This window comes from Hoeflea sp. (assembly GCF_984452065.1).
Map to the genome: position 1 here is coordinate 13,598 of NZ_CFHWAF010000050.1, position 16,384 is coordinate 29,981.

General features: G+C 62.3%; 15 protein-coding genes. 11 read left to right on the plus strand and 4 right to left on the minus strand.

The window, feature by feature from the left end:
- Positions 1-61: 61 nt before the first annotated feature.
- The 8 genes from rimP to pnp all read left to right on the plus strand — a co-directional run bounded on the left by rimP (position 62) and on the right by pnp (position 9,829).
- A complete protein-coding gene (gene rimP / locus AC5E6N_RS11580) occupies positions 62-670 on the plus strand; it encodes a ribosome maturation factor RimP (protein WP_491747960.1) in 609 nt (202 codons plus the stop codon).
- A gap of 50 nt (positions 671-720) precedes the next feature.
- Complete coding sequence (gene nusA, locus AC5E6N_RS11585) at positions 721-2,367, plus strand: transcription termination factor NusA (RefSeq protein WP_491747961.1); 1,647 nt, start codon at positions 721-723, stop codon at positions 2,365-2,367.
- Between the two features lie 37 nt (positions 2,368-2,404).
- Positions 2,405-3,040 carry an RNA-binding protein gene (locus AC5E6N_RS11590; RefSeq protein WP_491747962.1) on the plus strand — a complete coding sequence of 212 codons (636 nt, stop codon included), beginning with the start codon at positions 2,405-2,407 and terminating at the stop codon, positions 3,038-3,040.
- Positions 3,037-5,586, plus strand: a complete 2,550-nt coding sequence (infB, locus tag AC5E6N_RS11595) for a translation initiation factor IF-2 (protein WP_491747963.1) — start codon at positions 3,037-3,039, stop codon at positions 5,584-5,586. Before AC5E6N_RS11590 ends, infB begins: the two co-directional genes overlap by 4 nt.
- Positions 5,587-5,688: 102 nt before the next feature.
- Entirely contained in the window at positions 5,689-6,099 is a 411-nt protein-coding gene (rbfA, locus tag AC5E6N_RS11600) for a 30S ribosome-binding factor RbfA (RefSeq protein ID WP_491747964.1), read from the plus strand.
- A complete protein-coding gene (truB, locus tag AC5E6N_RS11605; protein ID WP_491747965.1) occupies positions 6,099-7,031 on the plus strand; it encodes a tRNA pseudouridine(55) synthase TruB in 933 nt (310 codons plus the stop codon). The genes rbfA and truB overlap by 1 nt, the downstream gene beginning before the upstream one ends.
- Before the next feature lie 166 nt (positions 7,032-7,197).
- Entirely contained in the window at positions 7,198-7,467 is a 270-nt protein-coding gene (gene rpsO, locus AC5E6N_RS11610) for a 30S ribosomal protein S15 (protein ID WP_267992194.1), read from the plus strand.
- Positions 7,468-7,702: 235 nt separating this feature from the next.
- Entirely contained in the window at positions 7,703-9,829 is a 2,127-nt protein-coding gene (gene pnp / locus AC5E6N_RS11615; RefSeq protein WP_491747966.1) for a polyribonucleotide nucleotidyltransferase, read from the plus strand.
- A 70-nt stretch (positions 9,830-9,899) separates the two neighbouring features.
- Here pnp and fabI read toward each other — a convergent pair whose 3' ends face one another.
- From fabI to fabA, 3 genes are all read right to left on the minus strand, one after another.
- Positions 9,900-10,712, minus strand: a complete 813-nt coding sequence (fabI, locus tag AC5E6N_RS11620) for an enoyl-ACP reductase FabI (protein WP_491747967.1) — start codon at positions 10,710-10,712, stop codon at positions 9,900-9,902.
- Positions 10,713-10,720: 8 nt separating this feature from the next.
- A complete protein-coding gene (gene fabB, locus AC5E6N_RS11625; RefSeq protein WP_491691321.1) occupies positions 10,721-11,944 on the minus strand; it encodes a beta-ketoacyl-ACP synthase I in 1,224 nt (407 codons plus the stop codon).
- A gap of 71 nt (positions 11,945-12,015) precedes the next feature.
- The gene (gene fabA / locus AC5E6N_RS11630; protein WP_491747968.1) at positions 12,016-12,531 is read right to left on the minus strand and encodes a 3-hydroxyacyl-[acyl-carrier-protein] dehydratase FabA; all 516 of its coding nucleotides are present in this window, start codon (positions 12,529-12,531) and stop codon (positions 12,016-12,018) included.
- A gap of 255 nt (positions 12,532-12,786) precedes the next feature.
- Here fabA and irrA point away from each other — a divergent pair, with 255 nt between their 5' ends.
- Entirely contained in the window at positions 12,787-13,224 is a 438-nt protein-coding gene (gene irrA / locus AC5E6N_RS11635) for an iron response transcriptional regulator IrrA (protein WP_491747969.1), read from the plus strand.
- Positions 13,225-13,451: 227 nt separating this feature from the next.
- Here irrA and AC5E6N_RS11640 read toward each other — a convergent pair whose 3' ends face one another.
- Entirely contained in the window at positions 13,452-14,699 is a 1,248-nt protein-coding gene (locus AC5E6N_RS11640) for a DNA recombination protein RmuC (protein WP_491747970.1), read from the minus strand.
- Between the two features lie 101 nt (positions 14,700-14,800).
- Between AC5E6N_RS11640 and def the strand changes: the two genes are divergently transcribed.
- Positions 14,801-15,325: a peptide deformylase gene (gene def, locus AC5E6N_RS11645; RefSeq protein ID WP_491747971.1), complete on the plus strand. Its 525-nt coding sequence runs from the start codon at positions 14,801-14,803 to the stop codon at positions 15,323-15,325.
- Positions 15,326-15,360: 35 nt separating this feature from the next.
- Positions 15,361-16,290, plus strand: coding sequence for a methionyl-tRNA formyltransferase (gene fmt / locus AC5E6N_RS11650; RefSeq protein ID WP_491747972.1), 930 nt, complete (start codon positions 15,361-15,363; stop codon positions 16,288-16,290).
- Positions 16,291-16,384: the final 94 nt, after the last annotated feature.

Genomic DNA, 16,384 nt, shown 5'->3' on the forward strand with positions numbered 1-16,384 from the left:
ACGGACCCGCTCTTTTTTGTTACTTGGGTCCGGATACGGACCCTGCTTCAAGGGGCGGCGTTTGGCTGAGCGGACACTTTTGCGCGACAGCGACGGGGACCGGCTGATAACCGAGACCGGACTGGATGCGCGTATCGCATCCATTGTCGAGCCGGTGGTCGTGTCCATGGGCTGTCGCCTGGTGCGTGTGCGGCTTTCAGGTCAGAACGGCCTGACGCTTCAGATCATGGCCGAGCGCGAGGACGGCACGATGACGGTCGAGGACTGCGAGGCCCTGTCGCGCGCGCTTTCGCCGGTGCTCGACGTTGAGGATCCGGTGGATCGGGCCTATCATCTGGAGGTGTCGTCGCCGGGAATAGACCGCCCGATGGTGCGCAAATCCGATTTTCAGCGCTGGACCGGCCATCTGGTCAAGTGCGAGACGGCGGTCATGGTTGCGGACCGCAAGCGCTTCCGCGGAACCATATCGCAGGTCGACGACGAGGGCTTTCTGCTGACCCGGGATCAGGCCAGCTACGGCGACGAGCCGACGGTTCGCATACCGTTTGAGGCGTTGAGCGAAGCAAAGCTCGTTTTGACCGGTGATCTCATTCGCGACGCCCTGGCCGCGGACAAGGCCGCCAAGGCGGCGCGCGATGCAAAGGAAGTGCCGTCCGACGGCGACGGCTGAACTCAGAACAGGCGGCACATGCCGCACCATGCCATGTGATGGAGACCAAAATGGCAGTTAGTGCAAACAGGCTCGAACTTCTTCAGATTGCCGATGCGGTGGCGCGCGAGAAGGCGATCGACCGCGAAATCGTCATCGATGCGATGGCCGACGCCATTCAGAAGGCGGCGCGCTCGCGCTACGGCTCTGAATCCAATATTCGCGCCGATATCAATCCGAAGACCGGTGAGATAAAGCTCCAGCGCCTTTTGGAGGTTGTCGAACAGGTCGAGGATTATTCGACCCAGATCGCCCTGGAACTCGCGCGCGACGACAATCCGGAAATCCAGCTCGGCGAGTTTGTCTCCGAACCGCTGCCGCCGATGGATTTCGGCCGCATTGCCGCCCAGTCGGCCAAGCAGGTGATTGTTCAGAAAGTCCGCGAAGCCGAGCGTGATCGCCAGTATGAGGAGTTCAAGGACCGCGTCGGCGAAATCGTCAACGGAACCGTCAAACGTGTCGAATACGGCAATGTCATCGTCGACCTTGGCCGCGGCGAGGCGATCATCCGGCGCGACGAACTCATACCGCGGGAGAATTTCCGCTACGGCGATCGCGTCCGCGCCTTTGTCTACGACGTGCGCCGCGAGCAGCGCGGCCCGCAGATCTTCCTGTCCCGGACCCATCCGCAATTCATGGTCAAGCTCTTCACCATGGAAGTTCCGGAAATCTATGACGGCATCATCGAGATCCGTTCGGTGGCCCGTGATCCGGGTTCCCGCGCCAAGATCGCGGTGATCTCGAACGACAGTTCGATCGACCCGGTCGGCGCCTGTGTGGGCATGCGCGGAAGCCGCGTTCAGGCCGTTGTCGGCGAATTGCAGGGCGAAAAGATCGACATCATCCCCTGGTCCATGGACCCGGCATCCTTCATCGTCAATGCGCTGCAGCCGGCCGAGGTCGCCAAGGTCGTTCTCGATGAGGACGCCGAGCGCATCGAGGTCGTGGTGCCGGATGATCAGCTTTCGCTGGCCATCGGCCGCCGCGGTCAGAACGTGCGGCTGGCCTCGCAATTGACCGGCTGGGATATCGATATCCTGACCGAGCAGGAAGAATCGGAACGCCGTCAGAAGGAATTCAACGAACGCACCGAGCTCTTCATGAACGCGCTCAATGTCGATGAAATGGTCGGTCAGGTGCTGGCGTCGGAGGGCTTCTCCCAGGTTGAGGAGGTCGCCTATGTCGAACTGGAGGAAATCGCCGCCATCGAGGGCTTCGATGACGAGACGGCCGAGGAGATCCAGAGCCGGGCGCGCGAATATCTTGAAGCGATCGAGGCCGGGCTTGAGGAAAAACGCCTCGAACTGGGCGTCAGCGATGAGTTGCGCACGATTGCGGGCATGACCACGGCGATGATGGTGGCCCTCGGCGAGGACGGCATCAAGACCATGGAGGACTTTGCCGGTTGCGCCGCCGATGATCTGGTCGGCTGGGTCGAGCGCAAGGATGGTGAGACGGTCAAATATGAAGGCCTGTTCTCAAATCTCGATGTGTCGCGGGCCGAAGCCGAGGACATGGTGGTTGCCGCCCGTCTTGCCGCCGGTTGGATCACCGAGGAAGACCTGGCGGCGATGCACGCCGAGGAAGAAGAGGGCGAGGACGGCGAGGCCGAAGACGACGGCACCGTCGAGGCAGCCGGCGAGGTGGCGCAGGCCTGAGCGTCCGGGAGCTTCCCTTATGGGAAAGGACGCCGACATGAATGACAGGACATGCATCGTCACCCGCAAACGCGGAACGGCGGACGGCATGATCCGCTTTGTTGCCGATCCGGACGGCAATGTCGTTGCCGATATCCGGGCCCGGCTGCCCGGCCGCGGATGCTGGGTCACGGCCGAGCGGCCCTGTCTGAGGCAGGCGATGAAACGGAACCTGTTCGCCCGGGCACTCAAGGCCAGGGTCACGGTGCCCGCCGATCTGGATGCCACGGTCGACATGTTGCTCGTCTCCGCCCTGACGGGCATGATCTCCATGGCCCGCAAGGCCGGGCAGGTTGTGACCGGCGCCACGAAGGTCGATGCCGCGGTCCGCTCCGGGCGGGCCATCGCGGTTTTTAACGCAACGGATGCCGCGGCCGGCGGCGTTCGCAAGATTGAACAGGCATGCCGCGTGGCGACCGCCTCCGGAGGCGGAGAAACCAGCGCCTTTCGCCTCCTGTCGGCGGATGAATTGGCGATTGTGATGGCCGGCGGCAATGTAATACACCTCGCGGTGCTTGCAGGGCAGGCCGGTGAGGGTGTAGTGAAACGCGCAAAGATGCTTGACCGTTACCGCAATGGAGCGGAGAACGGTCACACAGCGGGCAGGCCCGCACAGGAAACGGATACGGAATGAGCGAAACCAAGGACGACAAGACCATCAGCGTGTCGAGCAAGAAGACCCTGACGCTGAAGCGTTCAGGCGTTGAGCAGGGAACGGTGCGCCAGGATATGGGTCGTGGCCGGACCAAGGCGGTGGTTGTCGAAACGCGCAAAAGACGGATTTCCCGGCCTGACGAGGAAAAATCCGGTTCGCTTGCGGCCGGCATCAAGCCGAAGCCGGGTGCCGCAAAGCCGGCTCCGAAGGCCAGGGCCGAACCTGCCGCGGATGCGGGCAAGTCCGCCGCCTCGCTGAAGGAACTGTCCGCCAGCGAGATGGATGCACGCAAACGCGCGCTGGAAAACGCCAAGATTCGCGAAGTCGAGGACCGCAAGCGGGCCGAGGAAGAAGCCGCGCGCCGGGCTGAGGAAGATGCCCGCCGCGCCAGGGAACGCGCAGAAGAGGCCGCTCGCCGGGCGGAAGAGGAAGCAAAGGCCGAGGCCGCCGGAGAAACAGCGCCGGACGTCGCCGCCGCGCCGGAGCCGCCTGTTCCCGTTGAAAAGGCACCGGCTGCCCGCAGGGTGTCGGATGATGGCGGCGATCAGGGTGCGCGCGGCAAGCCCGCCCAGCAGCGCGGCAAGCCGGCACGCCAGGAAACGCCGAAACCGTCGCGTCCGCGCGAGGATTCGCGCCGCCGCGGCAAGCTGACGCTCAACACGGCGCTGAACGAAGACGGCAACCAGCGCGGCCGCTCGCTGTCGGCCATGCGCCGCCGTCAGGAGAAGATGAAGCGCGCCCAGAATCAGGAGCCGCGCGAGAAGATCGCCCGCGAAGTCACCCTGCCCGAGACAATCACCATCCAGGAACTGTCCCAGCGCATGGCCGAACGGTCGGTGGACGTCATCAAGTACCTCATGAAGGAAGGTCAGATGATGAAACCCGGCGACGTGATCGACGCCGACCTCGCCGAGCTGATCGCCGGCGAGTTCGGGCATACGGTCAAGCGTGTCGCCGAGTCCGATATCGAGGAAGGAATCTTCGATATCAAGGATGATGAAAGCACGCTCAAGTCGCGCCCGCCGGTGGTCACCATCATGGGCCATGTCGACCACGGCAAGACGTCGCTTCTGGATGCCGTGCGCAACGCCAATGTGGTGGCCGCAGAAGCCGGCGGCATCACCCAGCATATCGGCGCATACCAGGTCGAGCACAACGGCCAGAAGATCACCTTCATCGATACGCCGGGCCATGCGGCATTCACCGCCATGCGTGCCCGCGGCGCGCAGGCGACGGACGTCGCCATTCTGGTGGTGGCCGCCGACGACAGCGTCATGCCGCAGACCATCGAATCGATCAATCACGCCAAGGCGGCGGGTGTTCCGATCATCGTGGCTATCAACAAGATCGACAAGCCCGAGGCCGATGTCAACAAGGTGCGCACCGAACTGCTGCAGCACGAGGTGTTTGTGGAATCAATGGGCGGTGAGGTCCTTGACGTCGAAGTGTCGGCGACCAAGGGAACCAATCTCGACAGGCTGCTCGAAGCAATCCTGCTGCAGGCTGAGATCCTCGATCTGAAGGCCAATCCGGACCGGACCGCCGAAGGCGCCGTCATCGAGGCGCAGCTCGACCGCGGTCGCGGTTCCGTTGCCACCGTCCTCGTCGAGGCCGGAACCTTGCACACCGGTGACATCGTCGTCGCCGGCAATGAATGGGGCCGGGTGCGCGCGCTGGTCGACGACCGCGGCAAGCAGGTCAAGGAAGCCGGCCCGTCGACGCCGGTCGAGATTCTCGGACTGCAGGGCACTCCGCAGGCCGGTGACCGGTTCGCCGTTGTCGAGAACGAGGCCCGCGCCCGCGAGATCTCCGAGTATCGTCAGCGGATCGCCCGCGAGAAGGCCGTTGCCCGTCAGGCGGGCACGCGCGGATCGCTGGAGCAGATGATGACCCAGCTTCAGGACACCGGGGCACAGGAATTCCCGCTTGTCATCAAGGGCGACGTGCAGGGCTCCATCGAGGCGATTGCCGGGGCTCTGGACAAGCTCGGCACCGACGAGGTGCGCGTCCGCATCGTTCATTCGGGTGCCGGCGGCATCACCGAATCGGACATTTCGCTGGCCGAAGCGTCGGATGCCGCGATCATCGGCTTCAACGTTCGCGCCAATACCCAGGCGCGCGACGCCGCGGCTGCGGCCGGCATCGACATTCGCTACTACAACATCATCTACGATCTCGTCGATGATGTGAAAGCGGCCATGTCCGGCATGCTGTCGCCCGAACGCCGGGAGACCTTCCTTGGCAATGCCGAAATCCTCGAGGTCTTCAACATCACCAAGGTCGGCAAGGTCGCCGGCTGCCGTGTCACCGAAGGCAAGGTCGAGCGCGGTGTCGGCGTTCGCCTGATCCGCGACAGCGTGGTCATCCACGAGGGCAGCCTGAAGACCCTGAAACGCTTCAAGGACGAGGTTGCCGAGGTCAATGCCGGCCAGGAATGCGGCATGGCCTTCGAGAACTATGAAGACATCCGCGCCGGCGACGTCATCGAATGTTTCCGCGTCGAGCACGTCTCCCGGACGCTTTAGGCCACGGCATCGCTTAAACGGGCCGGCGACGCTTGCGCCGGCCGGATTGCATTCATTCGCGGCGGTCCCATCCCGCCGTAAGTGATTGAGAAGGTATTGAAAATGTCCCGTTTTTCCTCCTCCGGGCCGTCGCAGCGGCAGCTGCGTGTCGGCGAACAGGTGCGCGCAGCGATCACCACCGTGCTGCAACGCGGCGAGGTGCGCGACCCGCTCATCGAAAACACGGTTATCGCCGTATCTGAAGTGCATATGTCGCCGGATCTGAAAATCGCGACGGCATATATCACCCCGCTCGGCACGGCCGATCATTCCGAAGTGGTCGACGCCCTCAACCGCAATGCGCGGTTCATCCGCAAGCGTGTCACGCCGGCGCTCAGGCAGATGAAATACATGCCGGATCTGCGTTTTCGCGACGACACCAGCTTCGACAACTACCAGAAGATCGATGCGCTGCTGCGCTCGCCGCAGGTCGCACGCGATCTCGATCCCGACGAAGACGAGCGCAGCGAATAATGGCGCGGCGAAGAAAAAAAGGCCGGGCGATATCGGGCTGGCTCATCCTCGACAAGCCGGTGGATTTCGGCTCGACCGAGGCCGTATCCAAGGTGCGCTGGCTGTTCAAGGCGCAAAAGGCCGGTCATGCCGGCACGCTCGATCCGCTGGCCTCCGGCATGCTGCCGGTTGCGCTTGGCGATGCGACCAAAACCGTCCCCTATGTCATGGACGGCCGCAAGATTTACCGTTTCACGGTTCGATGGGGCGAGGAACGCACCACGGACGACCTTGAGGGCGAGGTCAGCCGGGAAAGTTCCGATCGGCCGCAAGAGGCGGATATTCAAGCACTTTTGCCGCGTTACAGCGGTGTGATCGAGCAGGTGCCTCCGCAGTTTTCCGCCGTCAGGATCGACGGCAACCGGGCCTACGATCTGGCGCGCGACGGCGAGGCGGTGGCCATTCCGCCCCGCGCGGTCGAGATTCACAGGCTCGACCTTGTCGCGGTCCCGGACGCCAACACCGCCATATTCGACGTCGAATGCGGCAAGGGTACCTATGTGCGTTCGCTGGCGCGCGATATGGGCCGCGATCTCGGCTGCTATGGCCATGTGGCCGATCTGCGCCGCACCTATGTGGCGCCCTTCGGGCAGGACGATCTCGTTCCGATGGAGGACCTTATCGCCCTTGAAGAGGTCGAGGATGATGAAGAACGGCTTGCCGCGCTGGACGAATTCCTGATCGATACGGGCGAGGCGCTGGCCCTGTTGCCGCATCTTCCCGTCAGCGAGCAGCAGGCCCGGAGGCTGCTGTGCGGCAATCCGATCCTGCTGCGCGGACGCGACGCGCCGTTGCCGGCGGACGAGGCCTACGCGACGGTGAACGGGCGTTTGGTCGCCATCGGTGAAATCGCGCAGGGTGAGTTTCGTCCCAGGCGTGTTTTTTCCGGGTGAGCGTTTTGATCGCGCAAAACGCATCCGCGAAATAACGCTGGTATTTTGCGGGTTTCTGACTTATATGCACCGCGATACGGGACAAAGGTTCCCGTGAACGCGGCCCAGGCTGGACGGCATCCCGGCCCTTGGGCGTCTCACCCCTCCAGAATGAAAGGAAGGCTCGATGTCGATTACTGCTGAACGTAAGGCAGAACTGATGAAGGAATACGCCACGAAGGATGGCGACACCGGATCCCCCGAGGTTCAGGTGGCTATCCTGACCGAGCGGATCACCAATCTGACGGAACATTTCAAGGGCCACAAGAAGGACAATCATTCCCGCCGTGGCCTTTTGAAGATGGTTTCCAGCCGCCGTTCCCTCCTCGACTATCTGAAGCGGAAGGACGAAGAGCGGTACAAAAAGCTTATCGCGAGCCTCGGTATTCGCCGTTAGGTTTTTCCGGCGGGGGCGGTTGCGCGCCCGCCGGTTTCGTTTCCGGATGCATGGTGTATCCGATGGAACGGTCACGGGGCAGGATTGCCGGTTGCTTGACCTTTATGCGTAATGCAAGCCACCGGCTGTCTTGCCCGTGACGATCATACCGAAATGGCCCGAAGACCGGGTCAGGTACGTTATCAAACGGGCCGGCATGAAAGGGTTCATGCCGTGTCCATACGAAGGACAAGATATGTTCAATACCCACAAGGTAGAAATCGAATGGGGCGGACGTCCGCTCATTCTCGAAACCGGCAGGATCGCCCGTCAGGCAGACGGCGCCGTGATGGCCACCTATGGCGAAACGGTTGTGCTGGCCACCGTCGTGTCGGCCAAGCAGCCGACCCCGGGGCGTGACTTTTTTCCGCTGACCGTGAATTACCAGGAAAAGACCTATGCCGCCGGCAAGATCCCGGGCGGATATTTCAAGCGCGAAGGCCGTCCGAGCGAGAACGAGACGCTCGTCTGCCGGCTGATCGACCGCCCGATCCGTCCTCTGTTTCCCGATGGTTACAAGAACGACACGCAGATCATCATCACCGTGATGCAGCACGATCTGGAGAACAATCCGGATGTGCTTTCCATGATCGCCACATCGGCGGCGCTGACGCTCTCCGGCGTTCCTTTCATGGGCCCCATCGGCGGCGCCCGCGTCGGTTACATCAACGGCGAGTATATTCTCAATCCGCATGTCGATGAAATGCCTGAATCCACGCTCGACCTTGTCGTTGCCGGAACCCAGGATGCCGTCCTGATGGTCGAATCCGAGGCGAGCGAACTGTCGGAAGACGTCATGCTCGGCGCCGTCATGTTCGGGCACAAGGGCTTCCAGCCGGTGATCGACGCCATCATCAAGCTGGCCGAAGTTGCCGCCAAGGAGCCGCGCGAATTCGAGCCGGAAGACCATTCCGCGCTGGAAGAGGCGATGCTGAAGCTTGCCGAGGCCGAGTTGCGTGATGCCTACAAGATCACCGACAAGGCACAGCGTTATGATGCTGTTGATGCGGTCAAGGCAAAGGTGGTTGAGCACTTCCTGCCGGAAGGCGAGGAGGAGCCGGAATATACGCCTGAGCAGATCGGCGCGGTGTTCAAGTCGCAGCAGGCGAAGATCGTCCGCTGGAACATCCTCGACACCAAGAGCCGTATCGACGGCCGCGAGCTCGACACCGTCCGTCCGATCGTGTCCGAGGTCGGCGTCCTGCCGCGGACCCATGGTTCGGCCGTGTTCACCCGCGGTGAGACCCAGGCCATCGTGGTCGCGACGCTCGGCACCGGCGAAGACGAGCAGTATGTCGACAGCCTGACGGGCATGTACAAAGAAAACTTCATGCTGCACTACAACTTCCCGCCCTTCTCGGTCGGGGAAACGGGCCGTATCGGTTCGCCCGGACGCCGTGAAATCGGCCACGGAAAGCTCGCCTGGCGGGCCATCCACCCGATGCTGCCGACGGGTGAGCAGTTCCCCTATACGCTGCGTGTGGTTTCCGAAATCACCGAATCCAACGGCTCGTCCTCGATGGCGACCGTCTGCGGAACCTCGCTTGCGCTGATGGATGCCGGCGTTCCGCTGGCAAAACCGGTCGCCGGCATCGCCATGGGCCTGATCAAGGAAGAGGAACGCTTCGCGGTTCTGTCCGATATTCTCGGCGACGAGGATCATCTCGGCGACATGGACTTCAAGGTGGCCGGCACCAAGGACGGCATCACCTCGCTGCAGATGGACATCAAGATCACCGGCATCACCGAGGAGATCATGCAGATCGCGCTCGACCAGGCCAAGGGCGGTCGTCTGCACATTCTCGGCGAGATGGGCAAGGCCATCAATGAGAGCCGCGAGGAACTCGGCGAGTTCGCGCCGCGCATCGAAGTGATGAACATCCCGGTCGACAAGATCCGCGACGTCATCGGCTCCGGCGGCAAGGTCATTCGCGAGATCGTCGAAAAGACCGGCGCCAAGATCAATATCGACGACGACGGAACCATCAAGTTCGCATCGTCTTCGGCCAAGGAAATCGAGGCGGCGAAGAAATGGGTTCACTCCATCGTGGCCGAGCCGGAAGTCGGTGTGATCTATGAGGGCACGGTCGTCAAGGTTGCCGATTTCGGCGCCTTCGTGAACTTCTTCGGTCCGCGCGATGGCCTGGTGCACATCTCGCAGCTTGCCAAGGAGCGCGTCGGCAAGACCTCCGATGTCGTCAAGGAAGGCGACAAGGTCTTCGTCAAGCTTCTCGGCTTTGACGACCGCGGCAAGGTCCGCCTGTCGATGAAGGTCGTCGACCAGGAGACCGGCGAGGAAATCCCGCGCGAACCGGCGGACTGATCGCCCGATAATAGGCATTAAGAAACCCGCTGCGGCGCGCCGCAGCGGGTTTTGTTTATGCTTTGCGGCTTTATTTGCCTTCGGGCATCGGCGACTTCAATTCATCCAGAACCGGCATCGATGTGATGTGGTAGCCCGAATCGACAAAGTGGACCTCGCCGGTGACGCCGCGTGAAAGGTCGCACAGAAGATAAACGGCGGCCCCGCCGACATCGTCGATCGTCACATTGCGCCGCATCGGCGAGTTTCGCTGCTGATAGTTGTACATCTCCCGCGCACCGGAAATGCCGGCGCCGGCAAGCGTGCGCACGGGGCCCGCCGATATGGCGTTCACGCGAATATTGTCCGGCCCGTAATCGGCGGCGAGATAACGCACGCTCGCTTCAAGACCGGCTTTTGCGACGCCCATGACGTTGTAGTTCGGCATGACGCGCGTCGCGCCGCCATAGGTCAGCGTGATCATCGCACCGCCATCCGACATGAGCGCCGCCGCCCGTTTGGCGATTTCGGTAAAGGAAAAACACGAAATCACCATGGTGCGCGAGAAATTCTCCCGTGTCGTGTCGGCGTACAGGCCGCGCAATTCGTTGCGGTCGGAAAAGCCGATGGCATGGACGATGAAATCGATGCTGCCCCAGCGCTGGGCGAGGGCGTCGAAAACGGCGTCCACCGTTTCGATATCCTCGACATCGCAATGCATCATGAAATCCGACCCGACCTGTTCGGCCAGCGGCTTCAGACGCCGCCCGAAGGCCTCTCCCTGGTATGTAAATGCAAGCTCCGCGCCCTCGGCGTGGAGCGCCTGGGCAATGCCCCATGCAATCGAGTGATCGTTGGCGACCCCCATAATAAGGCCGCGCTTCCCCTTCATCAGTTCACCCATCTTGACGTCTACCCCTCGTGGCGCCGGAATATCAGTGTTGCGTTGGTGCCGCCAAAACCGAAGGAGTTGGACAGAACCGTATCGATTTTTGCGTTGTCGATCCGCTCGCGGACGATCGGTACGCCCTGGAACTCCGGGTCGAGCGTCGTGATATGCGCGCTTTCGCCGATAAAGCCCTCATTCATCATCAGCAGCGAGTAGATCGATTCCTGAACGCCGGTCGCCCCGAGCGAATGCCCGGTGAGTGACTTGGTGGACGCGATATGCGGCATGTCTTCGCCGAAGACCTCGCGGATCGCCCCGATCTCGCGGTTGTCGCCGATCGGCGTCGACGTGCCGTGGGTGTTGATGTAATCGACGGATCCGTCGACCGTCGACAGCGCCAGCTTCATGCAGCGCACCGCGCCTTCGCCGGACGGCGCCACCATATCGTAGCCGTCCGATGTCGCGCCGTATCCGACGATCTCGCCGTAGATCCTGGCGCCGCGCGCCTTGGCGTGCTCGCGCTCCTCCAGGACCAGAACGCCGGCGCCGCCGGCGATGACGAAGCCGTCGCGGTCCACATCATAGGCACGCGACGCGGTGTCCGGGCCGTTGTCATTGTATTTGGACGACATCGCGCCCATGGCGTCGAAGAGGTTCGACATGGTCCAGTCGAGGTCCTCATGGCCGCCGGCGAAAACAATCCTCTGCTTGCCCAGTTGAATGAGTTCATAGGCGTTGCCGATACAATGCGCCGAGGTCGAGCAGGCCGAGGAGATGGTGTAGTTCACGCCGTGGATCTTGAACCATGTCGCCAGCGTCGCCGAGGCCGTCGACGACATGGCCTTCGGAACGGCAAAGGGCCCGATCCGTTTCGGGCTGCCGCGTTCGCGCGTGATGTCGGCGGCGTCGACGATCGTGCGGGTCGAGGGGCCGCCTGAGCCCATCACGATACCCGTACGCTCGTCGGTGATTTCACCCTCCTCAAGGCCCGAATCGGCGATCGCCTGCTGCATGGCCACGTGGTTCCACGCGCCGCCCTTGCTCAAGAAGCGCATGGCGCGGCGGTCGACCATATCGGTGGGGTCGAGCGTCGGAGCGCCCCAGACCTGGCAACGGAAACCATGTTCGGCAAATTCTTCCGAGAACGTAATGCCGGACTTGGCCTCGCGCAGCGACCGGGTGACGTCCTGGACATCGTTGCCGATGGACGACACGATCCCCATTCCGGTGACGACAACACGTTTCATACGGTTTCCTTTCCACAGAAACTGCGGTTGTTGGGACGAAAAGCGGTGTTCGGCGCGGATACCGCCGGATCTTATCCCGATTTTTCCTGGAACAGCCCGACCCTGAGGTCGGTTGCCTTGTAGGCCGGCTCGCCGTCGGCTTTCGCCCAGCCGTCGCCGATGCCGAGGACAAGTCGGCCGCGCATGATCCGCTTGAAGTCGACGCCGAACTCGACGAGTTTGGTTTCGGGTGTAACCATTTCGGTCAGTCTGACCTCGCCGACCGAGATGGCCCGCCCCTTGCCCGGCTCGCCGAGCCAGCCGAGATAAAAGCCGGTCATCTGCCACAGCGCGTCCAGCCCCAGGCATCCGGGCATCACCGGATCGCCCTCGAAATGGCAGCCGAAGAACCACAGATCGGGCGTGACGTCGAACTCGGCCCTTATGAAGCCCTTGTCATATTCGCCGCCGGTTTCCGATATCTCGGTAATCCGGTGGAACATCAGCATGGGCGGTAGCGGAAGCTGCGCGTTGCCCGGGCCGAACATGGTGCCATGCCCGCATGTCAAAATGTCTTCATAGCTGAAGCTCGACGGCCTATCATTCATTGAAAAACTGTACTCCCGAATACCACGCGCTTTGAGCCTGCCCCACCGGAACCTACCACAGCTTGTTTGCTGGCGAAAAGCGTCGCCTGTCAATTATGGGCTAAAGGCGAAACTTACAACCGTTATCCCGCCATTCCGGTTTGCGCGGCCGCGCAAATCAAAAATGGACCCTCAAACTCCACTATTGAAAGATTCCCCGTCTAAAGTTATATAACGTCCAATTGCCCATCAGCGGGTTTCAGTCAAGACAGAGCGATGCAAAGCGAAACGGAACACACACCTTGTCCCACGCGCCTGGCGGGCGACCGGCTCAGGTCCGTTGGTTTGCGGCCGACGCGCCAGCGGATTGCTCTGGCCGGTTTGCTGTTTGCCAAAGGCGATCGCCATCTGACAGCGGAAGAACTGCATGAAGAGGCCGTGAGCGCCGGTGTGCCGGTGTCGCTCGCGACGGTCTACAACACACTGCACCAGTTCACCGATGCCGGCATGCTGCGCGTGCTCGCGATTGAGTCGTCGAAGACCTATTTCGACACCAACACATCGGACCATCAGCACTACTTTGTCGAGGGCGAAAACGAGGTGATGGACATCCCGGCCGGTGGATTGACCGTCCATGGCCTGCCGGAGGTTCCCGAAGGCATGGAAATCGCCCATATCGACGTGGTTGTGCGCCTGCGCCGCAAGCGGTCCTGACCGCTTCACGTTGTCGTAAAAGATAAACGACCTAAAATCGCGCTCGCGTCCGGTTCCGGGTGCGCTCGGCAGGTGTTTTGGCCGGCCGTGCAGACGGGGACGAAACCGCTCTCGCGGTATTTGTGTTTGTGGCTTGGGGCGGCGCGCCTTATTTACGACCTTTGCTCTAAGCGGTGCATTGGCGGATGATAAGCCGGTCAAATCGTTCAATATGATCGCCCGGTACTCTAGTCATTCACATGCAGCTTCAGGCGGCCGGTCCGTTCGGGCAGGGGCGCGACGTTTTCCGCGCCGCTTTCAGGTGCCGCGCTTTCGCCTTCGACCTCGATCTCCAGCGCCTCGATCTTCGCGCCGCGCTTGGTGACCTTGTCGGCGGAGGTCAGGATCAGGTCGATATCGCGCTGCGCTTGGCCGAAATGGGTCTGCAGCTTGCGCACGCGCTCGTCGAGCCGCATGACGTCTTCCATCAGCCGCACCACCTCGCCCTGGATCAGATGCGCCTGCTCGCGCATGCGCGCATCCTTCAGCACCGCCTGCACCACCTGCAGCGACAGCATGAGCAGCGACGGCGAGACGATGACGATGCGGGCGCGGTGGGCCTTTTGCACAAGGGCTTCGAAATTCTCGTGGATTTCCGCGAAGATCGATTCCGACGGCACGAACATGAAGGCCGTGTCCTGCGTCTCGCCTTTCAAAAGATACTTGTCGGCGATATCACGGATATGGATCTCGATGTCGCGGCGGAACTGCTGTATCGCCTGTTTCTCCGTTTCCGCGTCGTCTTGTTCTCGGATGCGGTTCCAGGCTTCCAGCGGAAATTTTGCATCGATCACCAGGGCCGGCGCCCCGTTGGGCATGTGCACCGTGCAGTCCGGACGGCTGCCGTTGGAGAGCGTCGGCTGGAAGGCGTAGCCGTTCGAGGGCAGGGCATCGGCGATGATGGTCTCCATGCGCGCCTGGCCGAACGCGCCGCGCGTCTGCTTGTTCGACAAAATGGCCTGCAGGCCGACGACATCCTTGGCGAGCGCCCGGATATTGTTCTGTGCCGTATCGATGACGGCGAGCCGCTCCTGCAGGCGCGACAGGTTTTCATGTGTCGCCTTGGTCTGCTCGCTGATCGTGTTGCCGATCCGCTGGCTCATGCCGTCGAGCCGCTCGTTGATCGATTTGTTGATTTCGCTCTGCCGCGATCCGAAGACTTCAGCGATCGTCGCCATGCGGCCCTGCATTTCCGCCTGCGCGCCCATGATCTCGGCGAACCGCGCCTCCATGTCCCGTGCGCGCTGACCGGCGGCTTCCTCCGAGGCAAGCCGCTGCGCCCGCGCATTGCGCGCCCTGCCGCGCGCCAGAAGAAGTGCGCCGATTATAATCAGGCCAAGCACCGCCGCGGCACCGGCCACAAGCCCGCCGGCCGTAACGACAACCTCCCCGATCCGGGCGACCGGGGTACCGAATGTGAACTCAACCGCATCCATGGCGCAAGCTTATATGATTCTTCGATGATTGCCAGATCAAAACAGGAACATGGGCGATATGCCGAATTGACCTCCCGCCTGCGAATGCGTAGATGCATGCCATGACCCTAAAATCCCTTGTTCTCCTGCCGGATCCCATCTTGCGCACCGAATCCGAACTGGTTGAGCGCGTCGACGAGGATATCCGGACCCTCGCCGACGACATGCTGGAAACCATGTACGATGCGCCCGGCATAGGCCTTGCGGCCATCCAGATCGGCATTCCGCGCCGGCTTCTGGTTATCGACTGCGCCAAGGAGGATGAGGAACCGGCGCCGATGGTCTTCATCAACCCCAAGGTCGTTGCCGGCTCGGACGAACGTTCGGTCTACGAGGAGGGGTGCCTGTCGATTCCCGACTACTACGCCGAGGTCGAGCGTCCGGCGCAGGTGACGGTCGACTATGTGGACCGGGACGGCAAAGAGCGGCAGATCGAGGCGGACGGGCTGCTTGCAACCTGTCTTCAGCATGAGATCGACCACCTCAACGGCGTGCTCTTCATCGACTATATCTCCAAGCTGAAACGGGACATGGTCATCCGCAAATTCACCAAGATGGCCAAGAGCCGCGGCGGAACGCGTCTCTAGGCGGCAAGTCTCACATCGCACGCGGGAGGCACGTCTTGCGCATCATCTTCATGGGAACCCCGGAATTCGCCGTGCCGACGCTTGCCGCGCTCGCCGGTTACGGCCATGAGATCGCCGCCGTCTATACGCAGCCGCCCCGCCCCGCCGGACGCCGCGGCCTGGAGCTGGTCAAGTCGCCGGTCCATCGCCAGTCCGAAATCCTCGGCTTTCCCGTCCTCACGCCGGAAAGCCTGAAGGACCCTGACGAGCAGCAAAGGTTCCGTGATCTGAGTGCCGATGTGGCGGTCGTCGTCGCCTATGGGCAACTGCTGCCCGAAGCGGTGCTGAACGGCACGCGGCTTGGCTGCTACAACGGCCACGCCTCCCTTCTGCCGCGCTGGCGCGGTGCGGCGCCGATACAGCGGGCGATCATGGCCGGCGACACGGAGACCGGCATGATGGTCATGAAGATGGACGCCGGTCTCGACACCGGTCCGATCGCCATGGAGGAGCGGGTGGCCATGGCTCCGGACATGACCGCCGGCGAACTGCACGACAAGCTGATGCTGGTCGGCGGCGACCTGATGCAGCGGGCCATGGCCGCGCTGGAGCGCGATTCGCTGACCCTGACGCCGCAGCCGGAAGACGGCGTCACCTATGCCGCGAAGATCAGCAAGGACGAGACCCGCATCGACTTCGGTCGCGACAGCGTCGACGTCCATAACCACATTCGCGGCCTGTCGCCCTTTCCGGGCGCCTGGTGCGAGATGCCGCTCGGCGGCAGACAGGAGCGGGTCAAGGTCCTGCGCTCAGCGCCGGTCGACGGTGTCGGTCCGGCGGGCACGACGCTGGACGATGGGCTGACGGTTGCCTGCGGCAGAAAGGCCGTGCGTTTGCTGCGGCTTCAGAAGGCCGGCGGCAAGGCGCTGAATGCGGATGAATTCCTGCGCGGCAGCCCGGTCGCGCCCGGAACGGTCGTCGGATAGAGCAAATCAGGTCCAGATTGACGTATTTGATTTTCCCCACCCAGAGAAGGAAGAAGCTATTGGAAAACAAAATTTAATGGGCCGGGGGGTTTTT

Excerpts from the sequence above, each read along its gene's own strand:
- nusA (WP_491747961.1), top strand. The coding sequence starts at position 721 with ATGGCAGTTAGTGCAAACAGGCTCGAACTTCTTCAGATTGCCGATGCG.
- AC5E6N_RS11590 (WP_491747962.1), top strand. The coding sequence starts at position 2,405 with ATGAATGACAGGACATGCATCGTCACCCGCAAACGCGGAACGGCGGAC.
- infB (WP_491747963.1), top strand. The coding sequence starts at position 3,037 with ATGAGCGAAACCAAGGACGACAAGACCATCAGCGTGTCGAGCAAGAAG.
- rbfA (WP_491747964.1), top strand. The coding sequence starts at position 5,689 with ATGTCCCGTTTTTCCTCCTCCGGGCCGTCGCAGCGGCAGCTGCGTGTC.
- truB (WP_491747965.1), top strand. The coding sequence starts at position 6,099 with ATGGCGCGGCGAAGAAAAAAAGGCCGGGCGATATCGGGCTGGCTCATC.
- rpsO (WP_267992194.1), top strand. The coding sequence starts at position 7,198 with ATGTCGATTACTGCTGAACGTAAGGCAGAACTGATGAAGGAATACGCC.
- pnp (WP_491747966.1), top strand. The coding sequence starts at position 7,703 with ATGTTCAATACCCACAAGGTAGAAATCGAATGGGGCGGACGTCCGCTC.
- fabI (WP_491747967.1), bottom strand. The coding sequence starts at position 10,712 with ATGGGTGAACTGATGAAGGGGAAGCGCGGCCTTATTATGGGGGTCGCC.
- fabB (WP_491691321.1), bottom strand. The coding sequence starts at position 11,944 with ATGAAACGTGTTGTCGTCACCGGAATGGGGATCGTGTCGTCCATCGGC.
- fabA (WP_491747968.1), bottom strand. The coding sequence starts at position 12,531 with ATGAATGATAGGCCGTCGAGCTTCAGCTATGAAGACATTTTGACATGC.
- irrA (WP_491747969.1), top strand. The coding sequence starts at position 12,787 with ATGCAAAGCGAAACGGAACACACACCTTGTCCCACGCGCCTGGCGGGC.
- AC5E6N_RS11640 (WP_491747970.1), bottom strand. The coding sequence starts at position 14,699 with ATGGATGCGGTTGAGTTCACATTCGGTACCCCGGTCGCCCGGATCGGG.
- def (WP_491747971.1), top strand. The coding sequence starts at position 14,801 with ATGACCCTAAAATCCCTTGTTCTCCTGCCGGATCCCATCTTGCGCACC.